17 protein-coding genes and 1 pseudogene are annotated in these 17,670 nt (G+C 71.0%); 6 read left to right on the forward strand and 12 right to left on the reverse strand.

The window, feature by feature from the left end:
* Positions 1-63 precede the first annotated feature (63 nt).
* The 6 genes from argC to P1P70_RS24590 form a co-directional block, all read right to left on the reverse strand.
* Complete coding sequence (argC, locus tag P1P70_RS24565) at positions 64-1,137, reverse strand: N-acetyl-gamma-glutamyl-phosphate reductase (protein ID WP_319241283.1); 1,074 nt, start codon at positions 1,135-1,137, stop codon at positions 64-66.
* Positions 1,130-2,449, reverse strand: coding sequence for a DegT/DnrJ/EryC1/StrS family aminotransferase (locus tag P1P70_RS24570; RefSeq protein WP_319241285.1), 1,320 nt, complete (start codon positions 2,447-2,449; stop codon positions 1,130-1,132). Before P1P70_RS24570 ends, argC begins: the two co-directional genes overlap by 8 nt.
* A complete protein-coding gene (locus tag P1P70_RS24575; protein ID WP_319241287.1) occupies positions 2,446-3,132 on the reverse strand; it encodes a DegT/DnrJ/EryC1/StrS family aminotransferase in 687 nt (228 codons plus the stop codon). Before P1P70_RS24575 ends, P1P70_RS24570 begins: the two co-directional genes overlap by 4 nt.
* Positions 3,133-3,450: 318 nt before the next feature.
* Positions 3,451-4,329 carry a RimK family alpha-L-glutamate ligase gene (locus P1P70_RS24580; protein WP_319241289.1) on the reverse strand — a complete coding sequence of 293 codons (879 nt, stop codon included), beginning with the start codon at positions 4,327-4,329 and terminating at the stop codon, positions 3,451-3,453.
* Entirely contained in the window at positions 4,326-4,514 is a 189-nt protein-coding gene (locus P1P70_RS24585; protein ID WP_046703902.1) for a lysine biosynthesis protein LysW, read from the reverse strand. Before P1P70_RS24585 ends, P1P70_RS24580 begins: the two co-directional genes overlap by 4 nt.
* A gap of 321 nt (positions 4,515-4,835) precedes the next feature.
* Positions 4,836-5,036: a hypothetical protein gene (locus tag P1P70_RS24590; protein ID WP_319241291.1), complete on the reverse strand. Its 201-nt coding sequence runs from the start codon at positions 5,034-5,036 to the stop codon at positions 4,836-4,838.
* An 86-nt stretch (positions 5,037-5,122) separates the two neighbouring features.
* Here P1P70_RS24590 and P1P70_RS24595 point away from each other — a divergent pair, with 86 nt between their 5' ends.
* A complete protein-coding gene (locus P1P70_RS24595; RefSeq protein WP_319241293.1) occupies positions 5,123-6,139 on the forward strand; it encodes a LuxR C-terminal-related transcriptional regulator in 1,017 nt (338 codons plus the stop codon).
* 18 nt (positions 6,140-6,157) lie between these two features.
* On the opposite strand, the pseudogene P1P70_RS24600 reads toward P1P70_RS24595, so the two are convergent.
* Positions 6,158-6,328 (reverse strand): annotated as a pseudogene (locus tag P1P70_RS24600) (esterase-like activity of phytase family protein); the annotation flags it as partial.
* A gap of 118 nt (positions 6,329-6,446) precedes the next feature.
* Positions 6,447-7,346, reverse strand: a complete 900-nt coding sequence (locus tag P1P70_RS24605) for a serine hydrolase (RefSeq protein WP_319241295.1) — start codon at positions 7,344-7,346, stop codon at positions 6,447-6,449.
* 238 nt (positions 7,347-7,584) lie between these two features.
* Here P1P70_RS24605 and P1P70_RS24610 point away from each other — a divergent pair, with 238 nt between their 5' ends.
* The gene (locus P1P70_RS24610; RefSeq protein WP_319241297.1) at positions 7,585-7,959 is read left to right on the forward strand and encodes a hypothetical protein; all 375 of its coding nucleotides are present in this window, start codon (positions 7,585-7,587) and stop codon (positions 7,957-7,959) included.
* A gap of 114 nt (positions 7,960-8,073) precedes the next feature.
* Positions 8,074-8,439 carry a DUF4180 domain-containing protein gene (locus P1P70_RS24615; protein WP_319241299.1) on the forward strand — a complete coding sequence of 122 codons (366 nt, stop codon included), beginning with the start codon at positions 8,074-8,076 and terminating at the stop codon, positions 8,437-8,439.
* On the opposite strand, the gene P1P70_RS24620 is transcribed toward P1P70_RS24615, so the two are convergent.
* Positions 8,344-9,777, reverse strand: a complete 1,434-nt coding sequence (locus tag P1P70_RS24620; protein ID WP_413471537.1) for a phosphatase PAP2 family protein — start codon at positions 9,775-9,777, stop codon at positions 8,344-8,346. The genes P1P70_RS24615 and P1P70_RS24620 overlap by 96 nt on opposite strands.
* 491 nt (positions 9,778-10,268) lie before the next feature.
* Here P1P70_RS24620 and P1P70_RS24625 point away from each other — a divergent pair, with 491 nt between their 5' ends.
* Positions 10,269-11,072: an endonuclease I family protein gene (locus tag P1P70_RS24625; RefSeq protein ID WP_319241300.1), complete on the forward strand. Its 804-nt coding sequence runs from the start codon at positions 10,269-10,271 to the stop codon at positions 11,070-11,072.
* Between the two features lie 284 nt (positions 11,073-11,356).
* On the forward strand, positions 11,357-12,793 hold the full coding sequence (locus tag P1P70_RS24630) for an FG-GAP-like repeat-containing protein (protein ID WP_413471538.1): 1,437 nt from the start codon (positions 11,357-11,359) through the stop codon (positions 12,791-12,793).
* Positions 12,794-12,917: 124 nt separating this feature from the next.
* Here P1P70_RS24630 and P1P70_RS24635 read toward each other — a convergent pair whose 3' ends face one another.
* Positions 12,918-13,847 (reverse strand): alpha/beta fold hydrolase, encoded by a 930-nt coding sequence (locus tag P1P70_RS24635; protein WP_319241304.1) that lies wholly within the window; start codon positions 13,845-13,847, stop codon positions 12,918-12,920.
* 87 nt (positions 13,848-13,934) lie between these two features.
* Here P1P70_RS24635 and P1P70_RS24640 point away from each other — a divergent pair, with 87 nt between their 5' ends.
* Entirely contained in the window at positions 13,935-14,549 is a 615-nt protein-coding gene (locus tag P1P70_RS24640) for a helix-turn-helix domain-containing protein (protein ID WP_319241306.1), read from the forward strand.
* 476 nt (positions 14,550-15,025) lie between these two features.
* Here P1P70_RS24640 and P1P70_RS24645 read toward each other — a convergent pair whose 3' ends face one another.
* Together P1P70_RS24645 and speB are read right to left on the reverse strand one after the other, a co-directional pair.
* On the reverse strand, positions 15,026-16,711 hold the full coding sequence (locus P1P70_RS24645; RefSeq protein WP_319241308.1) for a thiamine pyrophosphate-binding protein: 1,686 nt from the start codon (positions 16,709-16,711) through the stop codon (positions 15,026-15,028).
* Positions 16,708-17,670: agmatinase (gene speB / locus P1P70_RS24650; RefSeq protein WP_319241310.1), on the reverse strand; the 963-nt coding region annotated here is incomplete at its 5' end. The genes speB and P1P70_RS24645, both read right to left, overlap by 4 nt.

Consider the following 17,670-nt stretch of genomic DNA (forward strand, 5'->3'; position numbering starts at 1 on the left):
GGGTCGGGGCCGGAGTCGGGGCGGTTCGCGCTGTCGTCGTCACCGGTCGTTCCAGCTGGGTCGTCATGGGGACACCGCCGTGGTCGGCAGGCCGGAGGTCTCGTCGAAGCCGTGGATCAGGTTCATCGCCTGGACGGCCTGGCCCGCCGCGCCCTTGATCAGGTTGTCGAGGGCGGCGACGGCGACGACCTGGCCGCCCTGCACGGCGATGGCGACCTCGGCGACGTTGGAGCCGACGACCGCCTTCAGCATCGGGAAGTCCTGCGGGGCCTTCGGCGCCGGGCGGACCCGGACGAACGGCTTGCCGACGTACGCCTTGGCGTAGGCCCGCTTGACGTCCAACGAGGTGACGCCGTCCCGGAGTTCGGCGTACGCGGTGACGAGGATGCCCCGGGCGACGTCCAGGCTGTGCGTGGAGAACCGGAGGTCCACGGCCGCGCCGGTGAAGTCGGCGATGGCCTGACGGACCTCGGGCGCGTGCCGGTGCCCGTACAGCTTGTGCACCCGGAAGTTCCCGCTGCGCTCGGCGGGCGGCTCGTTGCTGCCCCGGCCGCCGCCGGTCGAACCGGTCTTGGCGTCGACGACGACCCGGTCGGTGGCGAGCGGCTCGGCGCCGGCGAACAGCGGGTACAGGGCGTAGATCGTGGTGACGGCCATGCAGCCGGGCAGGTTCACGAACCGCCCCTGCGGCACGTCGTCGCTCAACTCCGGTACGTAGTAGGCGAAGTCCTCCAGCGGCGGGTGCTCGGCCGTCTTCGGGTAGTGCGCCCGCACCTCGTCCTCGGCCCGCAGCCGGAAGTCGCCGCCCAGGTTCAGCACCCGCTTGGCGTGCGCCGCGATCAGCGGCAGCCGCTCGGGCAGCGCCCCGGTGGGCAGACAGCCGAAGGCCACGTCGACGGGGTCGGTCTCCGCCAGCTCGGCCAGCGGCCGGAACTTCAGCCCGCCCGCCTTCGGGTGGTTGCGCAGCCACGGGTGCACACTGCCGATGGCGGCACCGGCGGCCCGCTCGGCGGACAGGAAGGCCAGCTCTACGTGGGGGTGTTCGAGGAGGAGCCGGATGACCTCGCCCCCGGTGTACCCGCTGGCCCCGACGACGGCGACACGGATCTTCTGGTTCGGGTTCCCGATGTCAGCCAAGGCGGGCCGCCTTCTCGTACGGCCGCACGTAGTCGCGCTCCTCGACCAGCTTGCGGACGGCGTCGGGGCGGCGGGCGACCTTGCGGAAGGCGTCGGCGTAGCGCAGGATCCGCTCGTACTCGACCGGGGAGCGCAGCTCGCGGCAGAGGACGAGGGTGGAGTCGAGCATGCCGAGGGTGACGGGGAAGTCCTCGGGCCGGTGGTCGCGCACGGCGCCCGGGTTGAGGCTGAAGGGGTAGCCGTTGCCGAACCCGTCCCGGTGCCGGAAGGGCAGGTGGCACGGGATGGGCGTGTTCTGCCACTCCCGGGCCGGCACGCCCTCCGCGACCAGCAGTTCGTGCACGGCCTCCTTGACGGCGTGCACGGGCAGGTCGTCGAGGCCGACGGCCTCCGGGTGCAGGGTGATCCGGTACATGTTGTACGCGTGGACGTGCCCGTCCGGCACGTGCGGCGGCGTGAACAGCCCGGTCTCGCGCAGGGCGTCCCCGAGCAGGGCCGCGTTGCGGGCGCGGATCTCGTCGTAGTACGGCAGCCGCTTGAGCTGGCTGCTGCCGAAGGCGGCGGCGACCCAGGACATCCCGTAGTCGATGCCGTGCTCGGCGAGATAGGAGACGGCCCGCTCGTACGCCTCCTCGGTCGCGAAGAAGGCGATGCCGCCCTCCCCGCCCAGCGGGAAGTTCTTGTCGGCCATCAGGCTCTGCCCGGCCGCGTCCCCGAACGAGCCGGCGACCCGGTCGCCGATCTTCGCGGAGTGGGCGTGGGAGGCGTCCTCGACGAGGGCGATGCCGTGCCGGTCGGCGAGGGCGCGCAGCGCGGGCACGTCGGCGGGCAGCCCGTGGACGTGTACGGGCATGAGCGCGCGGGTCCGCTCGGTGATCGCGGCAGCGGCGGCGGCCGGGTCCATGCAGTAGGTGACCGGGTCGACGTCGACGAACACGGGGACGGCGTGGGCCGCGACGACCGCCTGCGCGGTGGCGATGAAGGTGAACGCCGGCACGACGACCTCGTCACCGGGCCGCACCCCGGCGCCGACGAGCGCCATGTGCAGGCTGGAGGTGCCGCTGGCGGTGGGCAGCGCGAACCCGGCGCCCACGTACGCCCGGTAGGCCTCGGCGAAGTCGGCGACGACCTTCTCGGGCGCCTGCCGCTGCGCGAGCATCAGGTTGAACACGTCCTCCTTGGTGATGACGGGGAAGAGCGTGCGGCGGAGCGCCTTGGGGATGATCTCGGCGCCGCCCAGGGCGGCGAGTTCGTCGTCGAGGTCCGCCGGGTTCGGCAGCGGCAGCGGAGAGTTGGGGAAATCGGTGATCATGACTGGTTCGCTCCGGAGATCGCGGCGGGGCGGGTCTGTACGGTCTGCGTCCGAGCCGTCCGGGCCTGAGCCGTCTGGTTCTGTGCGGCCTGGGTCAGGGCCATGCGCACACAGGCGGCGACCAGCGGACTGAGCCGGTAGTTGAACTGCACGCCGGGGACGAGGTCGGCGTCGGCCTCCTCCTGCGTCCACATCGTGCGCAGGTCGTAGGCACCGAAGATCTTCAGCCGCTCGGCGCGGGCCCAGAGCTTCGGGTCGTCGGTGAGCACGGCGGCGGCCGGGCCGAAGCCGAGGCCGGTCAGGTCGACGACCAGTGCCGGCGCGGTGGTCCCCGCGGCCAACTCGCCGAGCCGGTCGGCGTTGGCCGGGTCCAGCGCGAGGTAGTCGTACGCGGCGGGCTCGTCGTACGACGTCACGCGCACGCCGAGCCAGGCCAGGAACGAGGCGGTCTCCGCGTCCGGCTCCGCGAGAGCGACGCTGTCCCCGTGACCGATCCCCTGACCGGCCAGCGCGGCGTGTATCGCCCCCGTCCGGCTGTTGAGCAGCACGGCTTTGCTCCGCCGCGTCTTCTTCGTCAACAGCCGTTCCAGACCGGGCAACTCCCGGTCACTCTTCTCGATACTCATCACCACACCCGAGGTCAGAACCCGGGTGAGCACGGTGGCGGTGTCGAACAGTTCCATAGGACGTAGGCCTCTCTGATCCGATTACGTGAAGAGGGGAGTGGGGGGAGCCTGTTGACTCGGGGGTGCGGGTGCGTTGGCGGGTGCGGGTGCGTGGGGGCCGCTCGCGCAGGCCCCCGCGCCCCTAAAAGGCCCAGGCCCCTGCGGGCCTGAAAAGCGCGGGGCGCAGCCCCTGCTTTTCAGGGGCGCGGGGAACTGCGCGAGAAGCCCCACGCACCCGCACCCGAAGAACCCACCGACCGCGGGGGGTAAGGGGCGCAGCCCCTCGGGATGGGACGGGTAGGGGCGGGGCGGGGGCGAGAAAAGAAACCGCCCCCGTCAGGCCGCGACCACGGTCAGCGACACCTGCTCAGCCACATACGCCGCGTACAACCCCGCCACATCCACCCCATGCTCCGCAGACGACTTGGCGAACTCCGGATTCGCGTTGACCTCGAGGACCAACAACTCCCCCGCCCTCCGGTCCTCCACCAGGTCAACCCCGTAGAACCCGGGCCCCAGCACATCCACCACCTGCTGACACAGCTTGTCGATCTCGGCGGTCACCTCGACCCGCTGAACCCGCGCCCCCAGATGCGTGTTCGTCCGCCAGTCCTCCGACACCCGCTGGATCGCCACCACAGGCGTCCGCCCCACCACCACGACCCGCAGATCGTGCCCCGGTTTGTCGACGTACTCCTGGACGACCACGGGAAACAGCTTCCCGCCCGCGTCGGCGGACTCCCGCCCCCCGGCCCACGCCTCGACACACTCCGCGTTGGCCATCCGGGTGACGCCCCGCCCCCACGAGCCGCTGACCGGTTTGACGACGGCCGGCATGCCCAACTCGCCGACGGCGGACCGCACTTGGTCATAGCTGAAGGCATGCCGGGTGACCGGATGCGGGATGCCGTGCCGGGCGAAGAGCAGGGACTGCAGCCCCTTGTCGTTGCAGGCCTCGATGACGGAGGACCGGTTGAGGGTGGTCACCCCGGCGTACTCCAGCCGCCGGGAGACACTGATGGCGTCCCGGTGGGACAGGTTCCGGATCACGGCGAGAGCGGGCGGGCCGCCGGTGCGGCCCGCCACGACCTCCGCCAGATCCTCCATCAGCAACGGCCGGGCCGTCAGCCCCTCGGCCCGCAGCGCCCCGAGGAGGAGTTTCTCCTCGGGCCGCAGCATCGTCACCGAGAGCAGGACCTCATCGGCGGTCGTCACTCGCCCCAGTCCTCTTCCACCTCGGGGGCGAGGTCCAGCCGTGCGCCGGCGGCGGACCGCTCGACCACCTCGTGCTCCTGGCCGCAGGCCGTGCACTCGGTGATCTCCCCCTTTTCCCAGTCCTCCTGGACCTCGAATTCGGTGTCGCACACCAAGCACTTCGGTGCGGCAATGGCGGTGGTCATTTCCTTGGACTCCCTCGTTGGTTCACTGTGAAACATCTGCCGGAAACCGTGAACCGGCAGCCGGAATTCACCGGACATCGTTGGGATCTCGACAGGACCCTTGGTCAGGGCCAGACCCGCCCGGACGGCTTCCCGTCAACCGCTTGCTTTGCTAACTCACACGGCAAGCAGGCTACTTGACGGTCCGTCAGGGGCAGCTCGGCGCACCGGCGCCACGCGAACGCTGCGTGAGCGCCGGATGAGCGCTGTGCGATCGCCACGTGCGCTATACGCGCGGTTTGCGTGCGCTTTACGCGCGTTGCGGCGACCGGTGTCCTCGGCTCACGGCCAGCCGGGGTCGCCCGGGGCGTTGGACGCCTGGGCGGCGGCGACCGTGGTGCGTTCGGCCGTCTCGGCTGCGACAGAAAGGGTCAGTACCGCGGCGGCTACAAACGCGAGCGCCCCGGCCATTCTGCGCATGTACTTCATTTCCCGTACCCCCCAGAAGAATTCTCGGACTCCCGGCTCTTCGCCGGTGTCCACACGAAGAGCATGCCGTGGTCAGCCGGTTGCCGGAAGCGATTGAAGGGGTCATGATCGTGCACTGCAGGATTCTGAAGGGGGATGGCATGTGCGGTGAGTCGGACATACCCGGGGGCGACGACTCCCCCGCGGAGGTGTGCGGTGCGGGCATCGAGTTCTATCGCACCGCGCTGCGGGCGGGAAGGGCCGCGCGCGCCGACGCGCCCGGCTGTGTGCGCGCGTTCGGGCTCGTGGCCCCGGCGGTGGACGACCCGGAGGCACTGGTGCCGATCCCGCCCTCGGTGGCGACGGCGGCGCTGGCGCACCCGAGGGAGCGGCTGATCCTGGAACAGCAGCAGGCCCTGGCCGCCGTACGGGCGTCGATGTCGCAGGCGGAGAGCGTCTACCGCACCGCCCGCCGCAAGGAGAGCGAGTCCTCCCAGCGGCTGACGCCCGCTCCCGCGATCACGGCCGCGCTGGACGAGGCGATCCGGGGGACGCGGACCGAACTGCTGACCGCGCACCCGGGCGGCAGGCGCCCCGAGGAGGTGCTGGTCAAGGCCCTGCCGCGCACGCTGGAGGCGCACCGCAAGGGCGTCAAGCAGCGCACGCTGTACCAGCACACCGTCCGCGCCCACGGACCGACGCTCGACTACATCAAGCAGGTCACCGACCTCGGCGTCGAAGTACGCACGGTGGACGAGGTGTTCGACCGGATGATCATCTGCGACCGGTCCGTGGCGTTCATCCCCGACATGGGCAAGGACCACGGCACCCACGCCCTCAAGGTCACCGACCCCGGCGTCGTGCACTTCCTGGTCTCCGCCTTCGAGTACGCCTGGGAGCGGGCGAGGCCGGTCGTCTACGAGCACGACCAGCAACGCCCCGCGCTCCTGACCGACGAGACCCGGCTGCATGTGCTGCGCCTCATGGTCGACGGCTACACCGACGCCGCCATCGCCAGCCGGCTGGGCATCAGCCCCCGTACCGTCGCCAGCCACCTCAAGAAGGTCGGTGACCTGCTCGGCAGCAACAGCCGTGCCCAGCTCGCCTACCTCACGGCCAAGAGCGGGTTGCTGGAGGACGGGGCGACGGCCGACTGCGGCTGCGAACAGCGGAGTTGACGGCGGTCCGGGCGTGGCTCAGGCGACCCGGACCCGCAGGGAGTAGAAGCGGCTGGTCTGGACGGCGTTCTGGTTGTCGTCGCTGACCAGCAGCACCTCCAGCCGCCCGCCGGGCCGTGCGGCCCCGGTGACGGTCATGCCCTCGATGTTGTCGAGCAGCGGATCGGGCTGGGACTGACGGCGAGGAGCGAGCCGTCGCGGTCGACGGCGAGGCCGGAGGTGGGGTTTGTTGGCGGGTGCGGGTCCGGTGGGGCTTCTCACGCAGTTCCCACCGGACCCGCACCCACAACCAACCCGCCCCCCTCAGCTACTGCGCGGCCCCAGTCTCCGGAACCGGAACCGTCGCCTCCTGCGGCCGGTCCGTGGGCACGTACCGCTCCACACTCACGGTCGCCCCCGACGCCGTCTTCTTCGGAGGCACGAGATCCTTGTGGATGGCCTTGGCGACGCCCTGGATGGTGTTCACCCCGTACTGCATGTCGGGGTTGCCGTGGGTGAGGACCGTGATCGTGTAGTCCCGTCCACCGCCCACGAAGGTGCCGACGCTGTGCACCCGCCAGCCGTGCGTGGCGCGGGACAGCCACCCGTTCTTGACGTGCACCTTGACAGTGGAGGGCGCCCCGGCCGGGGTGCCCCAGCGCTGCCCGGTGACGACCTTGTTCATCAGCTTGAGGACGTACGCGCGCGCGTTGTCGCTCAGGACCGTGTTCTTCGCGGTGAGCAGCGCGAGCAGCCGCTGCTCGTCGCGGACGGTGATCTGGGTGAGGCCCCAGTAGTTGTTCGCGCCCGGCTTGGTCTGCGTCATCTTGGCGGCCGTGAGGAACGCCTGGATCTTCTTGACGCCGAGCTGCTTCCACAGGGCACTGGTGGAGTTGTTGTCCGACTTGGTGATCATGGCGGTGGCGAGCTTGGTCTCACGGTCGGTGAGGTACCGGTTCGTCTTCTTGGCGTCGAACAGCAGCGCGGCGAGCACGGTCACCTTCACGACGCTGGCCGAGTCGAAGGCGGTGTCCCCGCGCAGCGTGCAGGTGGTGTTGGTCCCGCGGTCGTACAGGCCGACCGCCACCGTCCCCTTCCGCTTCGCCAGCGCCGCCGTGATGTCCTTCTTCAGCTTGTCGGCCAGCCCGGCCTGCTTCGACGTACAGCTGACGGCGGGCGCGGCGGCGGCGGCCGGCGCGAACGCCACCGCCCCCGACGTCACGACCATCGCCGTCCCGATCCCCGCCGCAAGCACACGCGCCCGTCTGGACGTCCGTGACACCCGGGATACCCCCGATATCCGGTGAGTCATAAAACGCTTCCCATCCCGTTGAGTGGTTGGAACCCGCCGCCGGCGGGCTCACCACCATCGACTCGCACGCATGCGCGATGGTTGCACGTGGGTTCGCAAAAAACCGGGGATCCGGGGATTCATAGCGGCGCGAGGCCGTGGGCATGGAGAGAACATGTCTGCGACGACACAGGACGATCACGCCAAGGCCGGGCAGCTGTACGCCGCGTTGTGGGCACTGCGCCTCCTCGCCACGTCCGAGGGGAGACCGCCCGAGCCGACGGGACTCCTGTCGAAGGACGTGCCCAGGAACACGGTGGCCAAGGAGCTGATGTCGCTGCCGGAGCACCTGCTCAGGGCCCGGAAGCTCACCCCCGACCGCTGGAGCGCGGCGGTCGAGGTTTACCAGGAGATACCGCAGCTCCTCCCGGTGCCGGAGCTGCCCGGCGCCACCATGAGCCCCCGCGAACAACGGCTGTTCGCGGACGCGTACGACGAGCGCCTGAAGGCGTACAGGTCGAAGTACGCGAAGCTCCTCCCCGCGCAGTGAACGCCGCCGACGTGGCGTCCCGGAGGTCGGCCGAGCCGTTCGCCCCCGCTCACGCGGCCCCGGTGGACGTCCGTCAGAGACTCGGCCACGTCTCCTCGCGTAGCCTCGGCCCTCATGACCACCACCCTGGAAACGATCCACGACGTACCCGTCCTGATGTGCGCCCCCGAGGGTGAGGTGATCGCCCAGGAGAGCGACGCTCTCGATCTGATCGGGAACGCCGGGTACCAGGGCGCCGCATGGGCCGTCGTGCCCGTCGAACGCCTCGACGGACGGTTCTTCAAGCTGAGCACCCGCCTCGCGGGCGACGTCATCCAGAAGTTCGTCCAGTACCGGGTCGGGCTCGTCGTCGTCGGTGACATCTCCCGGTACACGGCGGCCAGTTCAGCCCTGACGGACTTCGTCCGTGAGTGCAACCGCGGTCGGCAGACGTGGTTCCTGACGGATGTCGACGAACTGCGGGAGCGGCTCAAGGGCTGAGGCACCCGGCCCCGGCCCCGGCCCCGACTCCGGCCCCGATTCATGCCCTGACTCCGCCTCCCAGCGGCGGTCGAGCCGGAAGTAGCCGTACACCACCGAAGCCATCGCGAGAAGGAGAAGGGGCCCGTACACCCACGGGTGTCGGGCCATTTCCACCGGCAGATAGCGATAGGCCAGCAGGAGCGCGACGAACACCGTGGCGCCGTGGGCGACCAGCCGCATTCCCGAGCGGTCCCAGCCCCGGTCGATCGTGCGCAGCGCCGCCTCGATGGTGAGCGTGAAGACGACGCCGGCGATGAGGTCCACGCCGTAGTGGTAGCCGAATCCCAGCGTCGCGGTGAGCGTGGCGATCAGCCAGAACGTGCCCGCGAAGCGCAGCGCGCGCGGGCCCCGGCGCGAGTGGATGAAGATCGCGGTGGCCCACGCCGTGTGCAGACTGGGCATGCAGTTGCGCGGGGTGATGTCGTCGTACGGCATCGAGTGCGGGATGCCGATCGGCGGGGGCGTGCCGGGCCAGAGGTTGGCCAGTGCCCAGGGTTCGCCGCCGGTGCCGAAGGCGCCCGTGCCGTAGGCGAAGACGGGCCCGACCACCGGGAAGATCATGTAGATGCCCGGCCCGAGGAGGCCGATGACCAGGAACGTACGGACCAGGTGGCGGCGCGGGAAGCGGCGTTCGACGCTCACGTGCCGCAGCTGGTAGAGCGCGACGACGACCGCGGCCACCGCGAGCTGGACGTAGACCCAGTCGAGGAGGGTGGAGCCGACCGGGCCGGTGGCCCGGAGCATCCGGCCCACCACCCACGACGGGTTGCCGAGCGCGTGGTCGGCGGTCGCCAGGTACGGGTCCAGCACGGTCGGGCGGGTCTTGGAGGTGATCAGCAGCCAGGCGTCACCGGTCTTGCGGCCGGCCACCAGCAGCAGACCGAGGCCCACGCCCTTGAGCAGCAGCGTCCGTTCGCGGCCGGTGCGGCGGGTGACGGCGATGACCGCGCAGCCGAGCAGCACCCACAGCGCGCCGTTGCCGAACATCATCTCGGCGTCGAGAGCCCAGCGGACCAGGAAGAAGACGAGGTCGATGCCGAGTGCGACGCCGAGTGCGATGAACCGTTGCCGCCAGGTGAGCACCACCATCGTCAACGCCATGCTGGCGTACAGCAACGGCCCCGATTTCGGGGCGAACACCACTTCTCGCGCCTGATTGGTGATCGGCCCCGGCAGGCCGTATCCCCGTGCGGCGATCTCCAGCGCGAGAATGAATCCGACGGCCGCGACGGTGGCCGCGGCCCACAGAATCGCCCTCGGTCGGCGCCATGTGGTGGACGCGAAAGCACTTCGTATGCGCGGGAGGGCCCGCGAGGCTATGGATATCACCTATCCGACCGATGCCTTGTTCGGTCGGCCAGGTCTCTTCGTGGTGGGCAGCATGACTTCCCGTTGCGTGGGCGGGGGACGGGCGAGCGGGTGGAGCGCGGGTGCGTGACGGGTGGGTGAACCGGACCACGACTGACGTGATCGCTCTATTGAAGACTGTCGATCGACTGTCAAGGTTGCCCGATACCGGCCAACTCTGTGCACCGGGGTACGGCCCCAGCACGGCCGAATCCCCACGTCAATGAGGGTCTTCCCTTGACTCGGGGCGCGGGCAGGGGAGTTGGGGGGCGAGGGTTGCCTCGTTCTTCAAAACGTCACCGGATCGCCTTCCTTTCGTAACACATGGACTGACCCGTCCATGCCAATCTCTCGGTTACCCACACAGTCAACCCGCGTAGAACGAGGCTCCCCGAAGCAACTCCTCGTCCCGCGCGGCCCTCTGGGAAGGGACACCCCTCATGCCCGCTGCGCGGATACGCAGTTGGAAGTCGGTCGCTCTCGCGACGTCGGCCGTGCTCGTCGGTATCGTCCTCCCGGCGGCCACCGCCACCCCCGCCTCGGCGACGACGACCGCGTACGACGACACGTACTACGCGAGCGCGATCGGCAAGACCGGTACGGCCCTCAAGTCCTCGCTGCACTCGATCATCGACGATCACACGACCGTCTCGTACTCGGCGGTCTGGAACGCGCTGAAGGTCACCGACCAGGACCCCGGCAACACCAACAACGTGAAGCTGCTCTACAGCGGCATCTCGCGCAGCAAGTCCCTCAACGGCGGCAACTCCGGCAACTGGAACCGCGAGCACGTGTGGGCCCAGTCGCACGGCGACTTCGGCACCTCCGCCGGCCCCGGCACCGACCTGCACCACCTGCGCCCCGAGGACGTCGCGGTCAACGCCCGACGCGGCAACCTGGACTTCGACAACGGCGGCAGCAGCTTCACCAACAGCGGTGGCAGCCTCGTCGACTCGAACTCCTTCGAGCCCCGTGACGCGGTCAAGGGCGATGTGGCCCGCATGATCCTGTACATGGCCGTCCGCTACGAGGGCGACGACGGCCGGCCCAACCTGGAGCCCAACGATCTGGTCACCAACGGCGGCACCCGCTTCCACGGCCGGCTCTCCGTCCTGAAGGCCTGGAACGACGAGGACCCGCCGGACTCGTTCGAGGAGCGCCGCAACGAGATCATCTACGAGGACTACCAGGGCAACCGCAACCCGTTCATCGACCACCCGGAGTGGGTCGAGGCGATCTGGTAGCGCGGCACGCGCATCGAACCCCCGGTCCGGCGGCCGGGGGTTCACGCGTTCACAGCGGCGAGTCGGCGCCGTTTCCACCGCCTGGGCCCGTCGGACGTGACGTAGGGCAGTTACGCACCCATGACATTCGCACGTACAACCGATGAACCCCCGATCGAGTCGGACTACACGGATGCGGCGGTTCCGCCCGCCGGTTCACGATCCCCACCGACCCGAAAGGCACGTGCATGTCACCAGCACGAGCAGCACGACGCAGCACCCGTACGGCACGCGTGAGCGCCTCCATGGCCGCGGTGGTCCTGCTGGCCGGAGGGCTGACCGCCCTGTCGCTCGGACCGGCCTCGGCGGCCCCCGCGAAGGTGGGCGTGGCGGACGACTTCAACGGCGACGGGTACGCCGACCTGGTCGTGGGCGCCCCGAACGCCACGATCTCGGGGAAGGCCAAGGCGGGTTACGTGGCCGTCCTCTACGGCTCGAAGAGCGGCGCCTCCCCCACGAAGAAGAAGCTCATCAGTCGCTCGACGACCGGTGTCCCCGGCTCCGCCACCGCCAACCAGCGCTTCGGCTCGACGTTCACCAAGGGCGACCTGGACCGCGACGGCTACGGCGACCTGGTGATCGCGGGCGGTACGGCGGGCTCGGTGATCGTCTGGGGTTCGGCGTCCGGGCTGACCGGCGGGACGAGCATCGCCCAGTACGGGGCCGCCCCGCAGGCGGGCGACTTCGACGGCGACGGCAAGACCGACCTCGCGCTGTTCTCCGCGCAGTCCGTCGGCGGCGACGACCCCGAGGGCGCCCCGGCGGCCCTGTGGAAGGGCCCGATCTCCCGCGCGGGCAAGCCCGCCGCCGTACCGAACCTCCTCGACAAGTCCCTGTGGTGGGGCTGGGACGAGGACGACGCGTCCTGCGCGACCGGCGGAGGCTGCGAGAACGGCCCGGCCTCCATCACCGGCCCGGTCGTCTCCGGCCAGGTCGGCGACGTCAACGGCGACGGCCGGGACGACATCGTCCAGTGGCACTACACGGGCGACGGCACGTGGGGCAACCGCCTCCTCCTGGGCGGCGCCTCCGGCTTCACCCGCGGCTTCGCGCCCGGCGACGACACGAGCCGCGACCCGGCGGGCACGGGCATCGGCGACGTGAACGGTGACGGCTACGACGACGTGGTCGTGGGCGCGGAGGGCTGGTCCGACCAGGTCCGCGTGGCCTACGGCTCGCCCACCGGCACGTCTCAGGCGAACGTCCAGACCTTCGACCAGAGCCTGCCCGGCTTCCCCGGCGCGCAGGAGGAGGGCGACCTCGTCGGCTCGGCGGTCTCGGTCGCCGACGTCACCGGCGACGGTTACGCCGACATCGCGCTCGGCATCGCGTACGAGGACGTCGACGGCATCGTGAACACCGGCTCCGTCGCCCTCGTCCCCGGCACCGCCTCCGGTGTCACGGGCGCCGGCACCAAGGTCTTCCACCAGAACACCGCCGGGGTCCCCGGGGTCGCCGAGGCGGACGACAGGTTCGGCACCACCACGGCCCTGCTGGACCTCAACGGCAACGGCCACCCCGACCTCGTCGTGGGCGCCCCCGCCGAGAACAGCGACAACGGAGCCGTCTGGGTCCTCCCCGGCACGGCCACCGGCCCGACCACCACGTCGGCCCTGGCCTTCGGCCCCGGCGACGTGGCGGGCCCGACCACGGACGCGATGTTCGGCGCGGCACTGCGCTGAGCCCGCCGCTCCGCGCCGAAGACCTCGGTCCGCGCCGAAGACCTCGGTCCGCGCCGAGACCGGTAGCGGCGCGCGTGCCCGGCGGCACCGGGTACGCGCGCCACGCCCCGTCCTCGAGACCCGGTCAGGCCGTGTGCCGCAGGATCTCCTCGGCGAGGCGGGCGTCCGTCGCCCTGGGCAGACTGTGCCCCAGCCCCTCGATCATGACCAGCCGGGCCCCCGGAACCGCGTTGGCGGTCGCCTCCGCGTGCGCCGGCGGGAACATCGGGTCCTCGGTGCCGTGCAGGACGAGCGTCGGCGCGGTGACGGAGGCGAGGGCCGCCGTGTCGTCCCCGCCGGCCGCCCCGGCGAGCGTGTGGTTGAACCCGGCCGCCAGATCACGCGCCCGCGCGAACACCCGCCGCTCCATGGCCCGGTACTCCTCCTCGTCGAACGGCAGCACCGGCCCGTGCAGCACCCGCCACAGCGGCAGCCGCAGGGCGAGGTGCGCCTCGAGGCCCGCCTCCGGATCGGGGAGGGAGGCAGCGAGCGCCGCCAGCAACTCGACGCTGGGCGGCGGCAGTTCACCGGGCGCCGGGGGCTCCCCCGCCATGGCCCGGGTCACCACGGCCGCCGTGTCCGTACCGAGCGGCTGCGACGACAGGATCGTCAGGGTCAGCACCCGCTCCGGATCGGTGACGGCGATCCGCTGCGCGATGATCCCGCCCAGCGAGGCCCCCACGAGATGCGCCTTCTGCACGCCGAACGCGTCCAGCACGGCGAGCGCGTCCGAGGCCATGTCCGCGACGGTGTAGGGCCGCACGGCGAAGTCGACGACGGAGGACCGCCCGGTGTCCCGGTGGTCGTACCGGATCACCCGCCGCCCTCCGTCCACCAGCCGCCGCACGATCCCGTCGTTCCACTGGACACCCTGCGCCTGGGCACCCATCACCAGCAGCACGACCGGGTGCTCGGGACCGCCGAACTCCTCGGCCCACAACTCGATGCCGTCCACGGGAACGATCCGCTCGCGACCGACCAGGACGACGCCGTCCCTCTCTCTATTTTCCTGCATGGTCGTTCAAGATAATGACTCGACGCAGATCACGCACGCCTTTTTCGAAGTGGACGCCCCACCCCCGTGCCCGGCACCCTGATGCCCATGGCCGGAGTCAAGGGACAGGTGCAGAGGCGGGGCGTGGAGCGACGCCGCGCGATGGTGGACGCGGCGATCACGCTCTTCTCCCGGCAGGGCGTACGAGGCACCGGCGTGGCCGCGATCGCCGAACAGGCAGGCGTCACCCCGTCCGCCCTCATCCACCACTTCGGCAGCAAGGACGGCCTGGTCCAGGCGGTCCTGGAGGAGGCCGACCGCCGCGCCCTGGCCCGCCTGTCGGCCACCCCGACCTCGGAGCCGACCCTCGCCGAGGCCTTCGACTGGTTCGTACGGGACGCGGAGCACACGGCAGCCGCCGAACGCGAACTGACCGCCCTGCACACCACCTTGACGGCGGAGAACCTCACCCCCGGCACCGCCCTGCACACGTGGTTCCGCGACCGGGGCCGAGCCCTCCGCGCCCACCTGACGGCCCTCTTCACCCGCGCGGCAACGGACGGCTCGGCCCGCCCGGACGTGACCCCGGAGACACTGGCCACAGAGGTGGCCGCCTTCCTGGAGGGCGCCCACCTCCTCTGGCTCCTGGACCCCCAACAGGTGGACCTGACCGCCGTACACCGCAGCTACTTCGAGGGGTTGGCGGCCCGCCTGCGCCCCTGACCGCCTCCCCGAAACCGTCAGACCTCGATCGTCACGCCACCGCTCGAGAAATCGAGGGAACCGGCATCGGTCTCTTGGATCCGGGACCCGGCTTCCCATGGCCGAAACCCCAGGAGGGGACGTGGCGTGCCCCCACCCCATGAATCCCATGGGGCGAGGAAGACCAGGTTCTTGACGATCGGGCCGTACGGGCCGACCACGACCGGTTCTCCGATCGAAGTCCTGATGACGTGCAGCAGTTGACGCACCTGATCGACATCAGCCCCGTCGACGCGACTCCAACTACCGAGCCAAGAGGCAGGCGGAAGCGAATCGGCCGCCCTGAGGCAGACCCAGGTTCTCGCGGAGACCTCCGCGTCCCCCCGTAGGACGTACGCCGTGAAGCGCACAGACGAGTCCAGCCGAACGGCCCACGCCTCCACTGGCTTCCCCCGATCACGAACCCGACGACCGCACCCCTTCTCGTGCGCCCCGCGTCAGAGGTGCGTCGGTGCGAACATCCGTAGCACCGCCGGCAGGACGACCACCGAAGGACCCGACGCGGCAAGGGACTTGGTGAGGTCGGCCGTGAGGGTCTCGGGGGAGGTCCGGGTGGCCGGGACGCCGAAGGACTCGGCCAGGGCCACGAAGTCCGGACGGGTCAGCTCCGTGCCGGCGGTCTCGCCGAACGCGTCCGTCATGTACTCACGCAGGATGCCGTACCCGCCGTCGTCCACGATCAGCCAGGTGACGTCGAGGTCGTGCTGCCGGGCCGTGGCCAGTTCCGCGATCGAGTACAGCGCGCCGCCGTCACCGGAGACGGCCAGCACCGGCTGGGTGGGGTCGGCCACCGCCGCGCCGAGGGCCGCCGGGAACGCGTAGCCGAGGCCGCCGGAACCCTGCGCGGAGTGCATCGTGTTGGGGTGCTCGGGGTCGAACGCCGACCATGCCCAGTAGGACAGGATCGTCATGTCCCAGAAGGAGGAGGCCCGGGACGGCAGGGCCCGGCGGATGGACGCCAACAGGTCCTGTTCCAGGGTGAGTTCCTGGGAGTCGATGCGCGTGCGGACACGGTCGAGCACCTCACGGACCCGGCCGGGGGCGGACACGTCCTCCCGGATGCCCTCGATCGTCTCCAGCAGGGCCTGGAGCGCCAGGCGCGCGTCCGCGTGGATGCCCAGCGCGGGGTGGTTGGACTCCAGCTTCCCGAGGTCCGCCTCGATCTGGATCACCCGGCCCCGGGGCCTGAACGTGTGGTAGTTGGAGGAGAGTTCACCGAGGCCCGAGCCGACGACCAGCAGGACGTCCGCGTCCTCCAGGAAGTCCGTCGTGTGCCGGTCCTCCAGCCAGGACCGCAGCGACAGCGGATGCGTCCACGGGAAGGCGCCCTTCCCTCCGTACGTCGTCACGACCGGCGCCGACAGCCGCTCCGCCAGCTGCCGCAGCTTGCCGGAGGCGTCCGCCCGGACGACCCCGCCGCCCGCGATGATCGCCGGGCGGGAGGCGGACGACAGCAAGTGAGCGGCCACGGCGGTCAGTTCGGGACGCGGCGGCAACTCCTCGGGGAAGGCGTCCCCACCCGTCACCACCGGGACCGACGTCTCGGCGAGCAGCACGTCCTGCGGGATCTCCACCCACACCGGGCCGTGCGGGGCGGTCAGCGCCGACTTCCAGGCCGCCTCGATCGCGGACGGGATCTGGGACTGGGCGCGGACGGTGTGGACCGACTTCACCACACCCCGGAACGAGGCCGACTGGTCCGGCAGTTCATGGAGGTAGCCGTGCCGGCCGCCGCCCAGGCCCGCCGTAGGGACCTGGCTGCTGATCGCCAGGACGGGCGCGGAGGCCGCCGCCGCCTCCTGGAGCGCGGCCAGCGACGTCAGCGCGCCCGGCCCGGTCGACAGCAGCAGCGGCGCCGCCTCCCCCGTGATCCGGCCGTACGCGTCCGCCGCGAAGCCGGCGTTGTTCTCGACCCGTAGGCCGATGTAGCGCAGATCCGACCGCCGCAGCGCGTCGAACATGCCGAGCGCGTGCTGGCCGGGCAGCCCGAAGACCGTCGTCGCGCCGAGCCCGGCCAGCGTCTCCACGACCAGGTCCCCGCCGCTGCGGCCGGGAGGAGGGTTCAGCGCGGCCTCCGTCTGGGCGGCCGTCGGGCGGAGTACCAGGTCGTGGTCGTGGGTCACTGGCCCTCGTTCTCCTTACGCGCCTCGGCGATCTGGCGGGACATGATCGTGGTGAGTTCGTACGCCGTGTGCGAGGCGGCCACCGCGGTGATCTCGGCGTGATCGTACGCGGGCGCCACCTCGACGACGTCGGCGGAGACCAGGTTGCAGGGGGCGAGGCCGCGCAGGATCTCCAGCAGCTCACGGGAGGTCATGCCGCCGGCCTCGGGCGTCCCGGTGCCGGGCGCGTGGGCCGGGTCGAGGCAGTCGATGTCGATGGAGATGTACAGGGGGCGGTCCCCGATCCGCTGGCGCAGCTGGTCGGCGATCTCGTCGACGCCGCGCCGCATCACGTCCGCCGACGTGACGATCCCGAAGCCCATCTTCTCGTCGTCGGTGAGGTCCTGCTTGCCGTACAGCGGCCCGCGCGTGCCCACGTGGGAGAGGGCGGAGGTGTCCAGGATCCCTTCCTCGACCGCCCGCCGGAACGGGGTGCCGTGCGTGTACTCGGCGCCGAAGTACGTGTCCCAGGTGTCGAGGTGCGCGTCGAAGTGGAGCAGCGCCACGGGGCCGTGCTTCTTGGCGACCGACCGCAGCAGCGGGAGCGCGATGGTGTGGTCGCCGCCGAGGGTCATCAGCCGGGCCCCGGTCCCGAGCAGCTCGTCCGCCGCCGCCTCGACCGTCTCCACCGCCTCGTTGATGTTGAACGGGTTGGCGGCGATGTCACCGGCGTCCGCGACCTGGGCGAGGGCGAACGGGGAGGCGTCCTGGGCCGGGTTGTAGGGGCGCAGCAGCCGGGACGCCTCACGGATCGCGTTGCCGCCGAAGCGGGCGCCCGGCCGGTACGAGACCCCCGAGTCGAACGGCACCCCGACGACCGCGACATCGGCCCGGCCCACCTCGTCCAGGCGCGGCAGCCGGGCGTAGGTCGCGGGTCCGGCATAGCGCGGGACGCGGGAGGAGTCGACGGGGCCACGGGG

Origin of the sequence: Streptomyces sp. MB09-02B, assembly GCF_033794485.1 — a bacterium.
Taxonomy (GTDB): Bacteria; Actinomycetota; Actinomycetes; order Streptomycetales; family Streptomycetaceae; genus Streptomyces.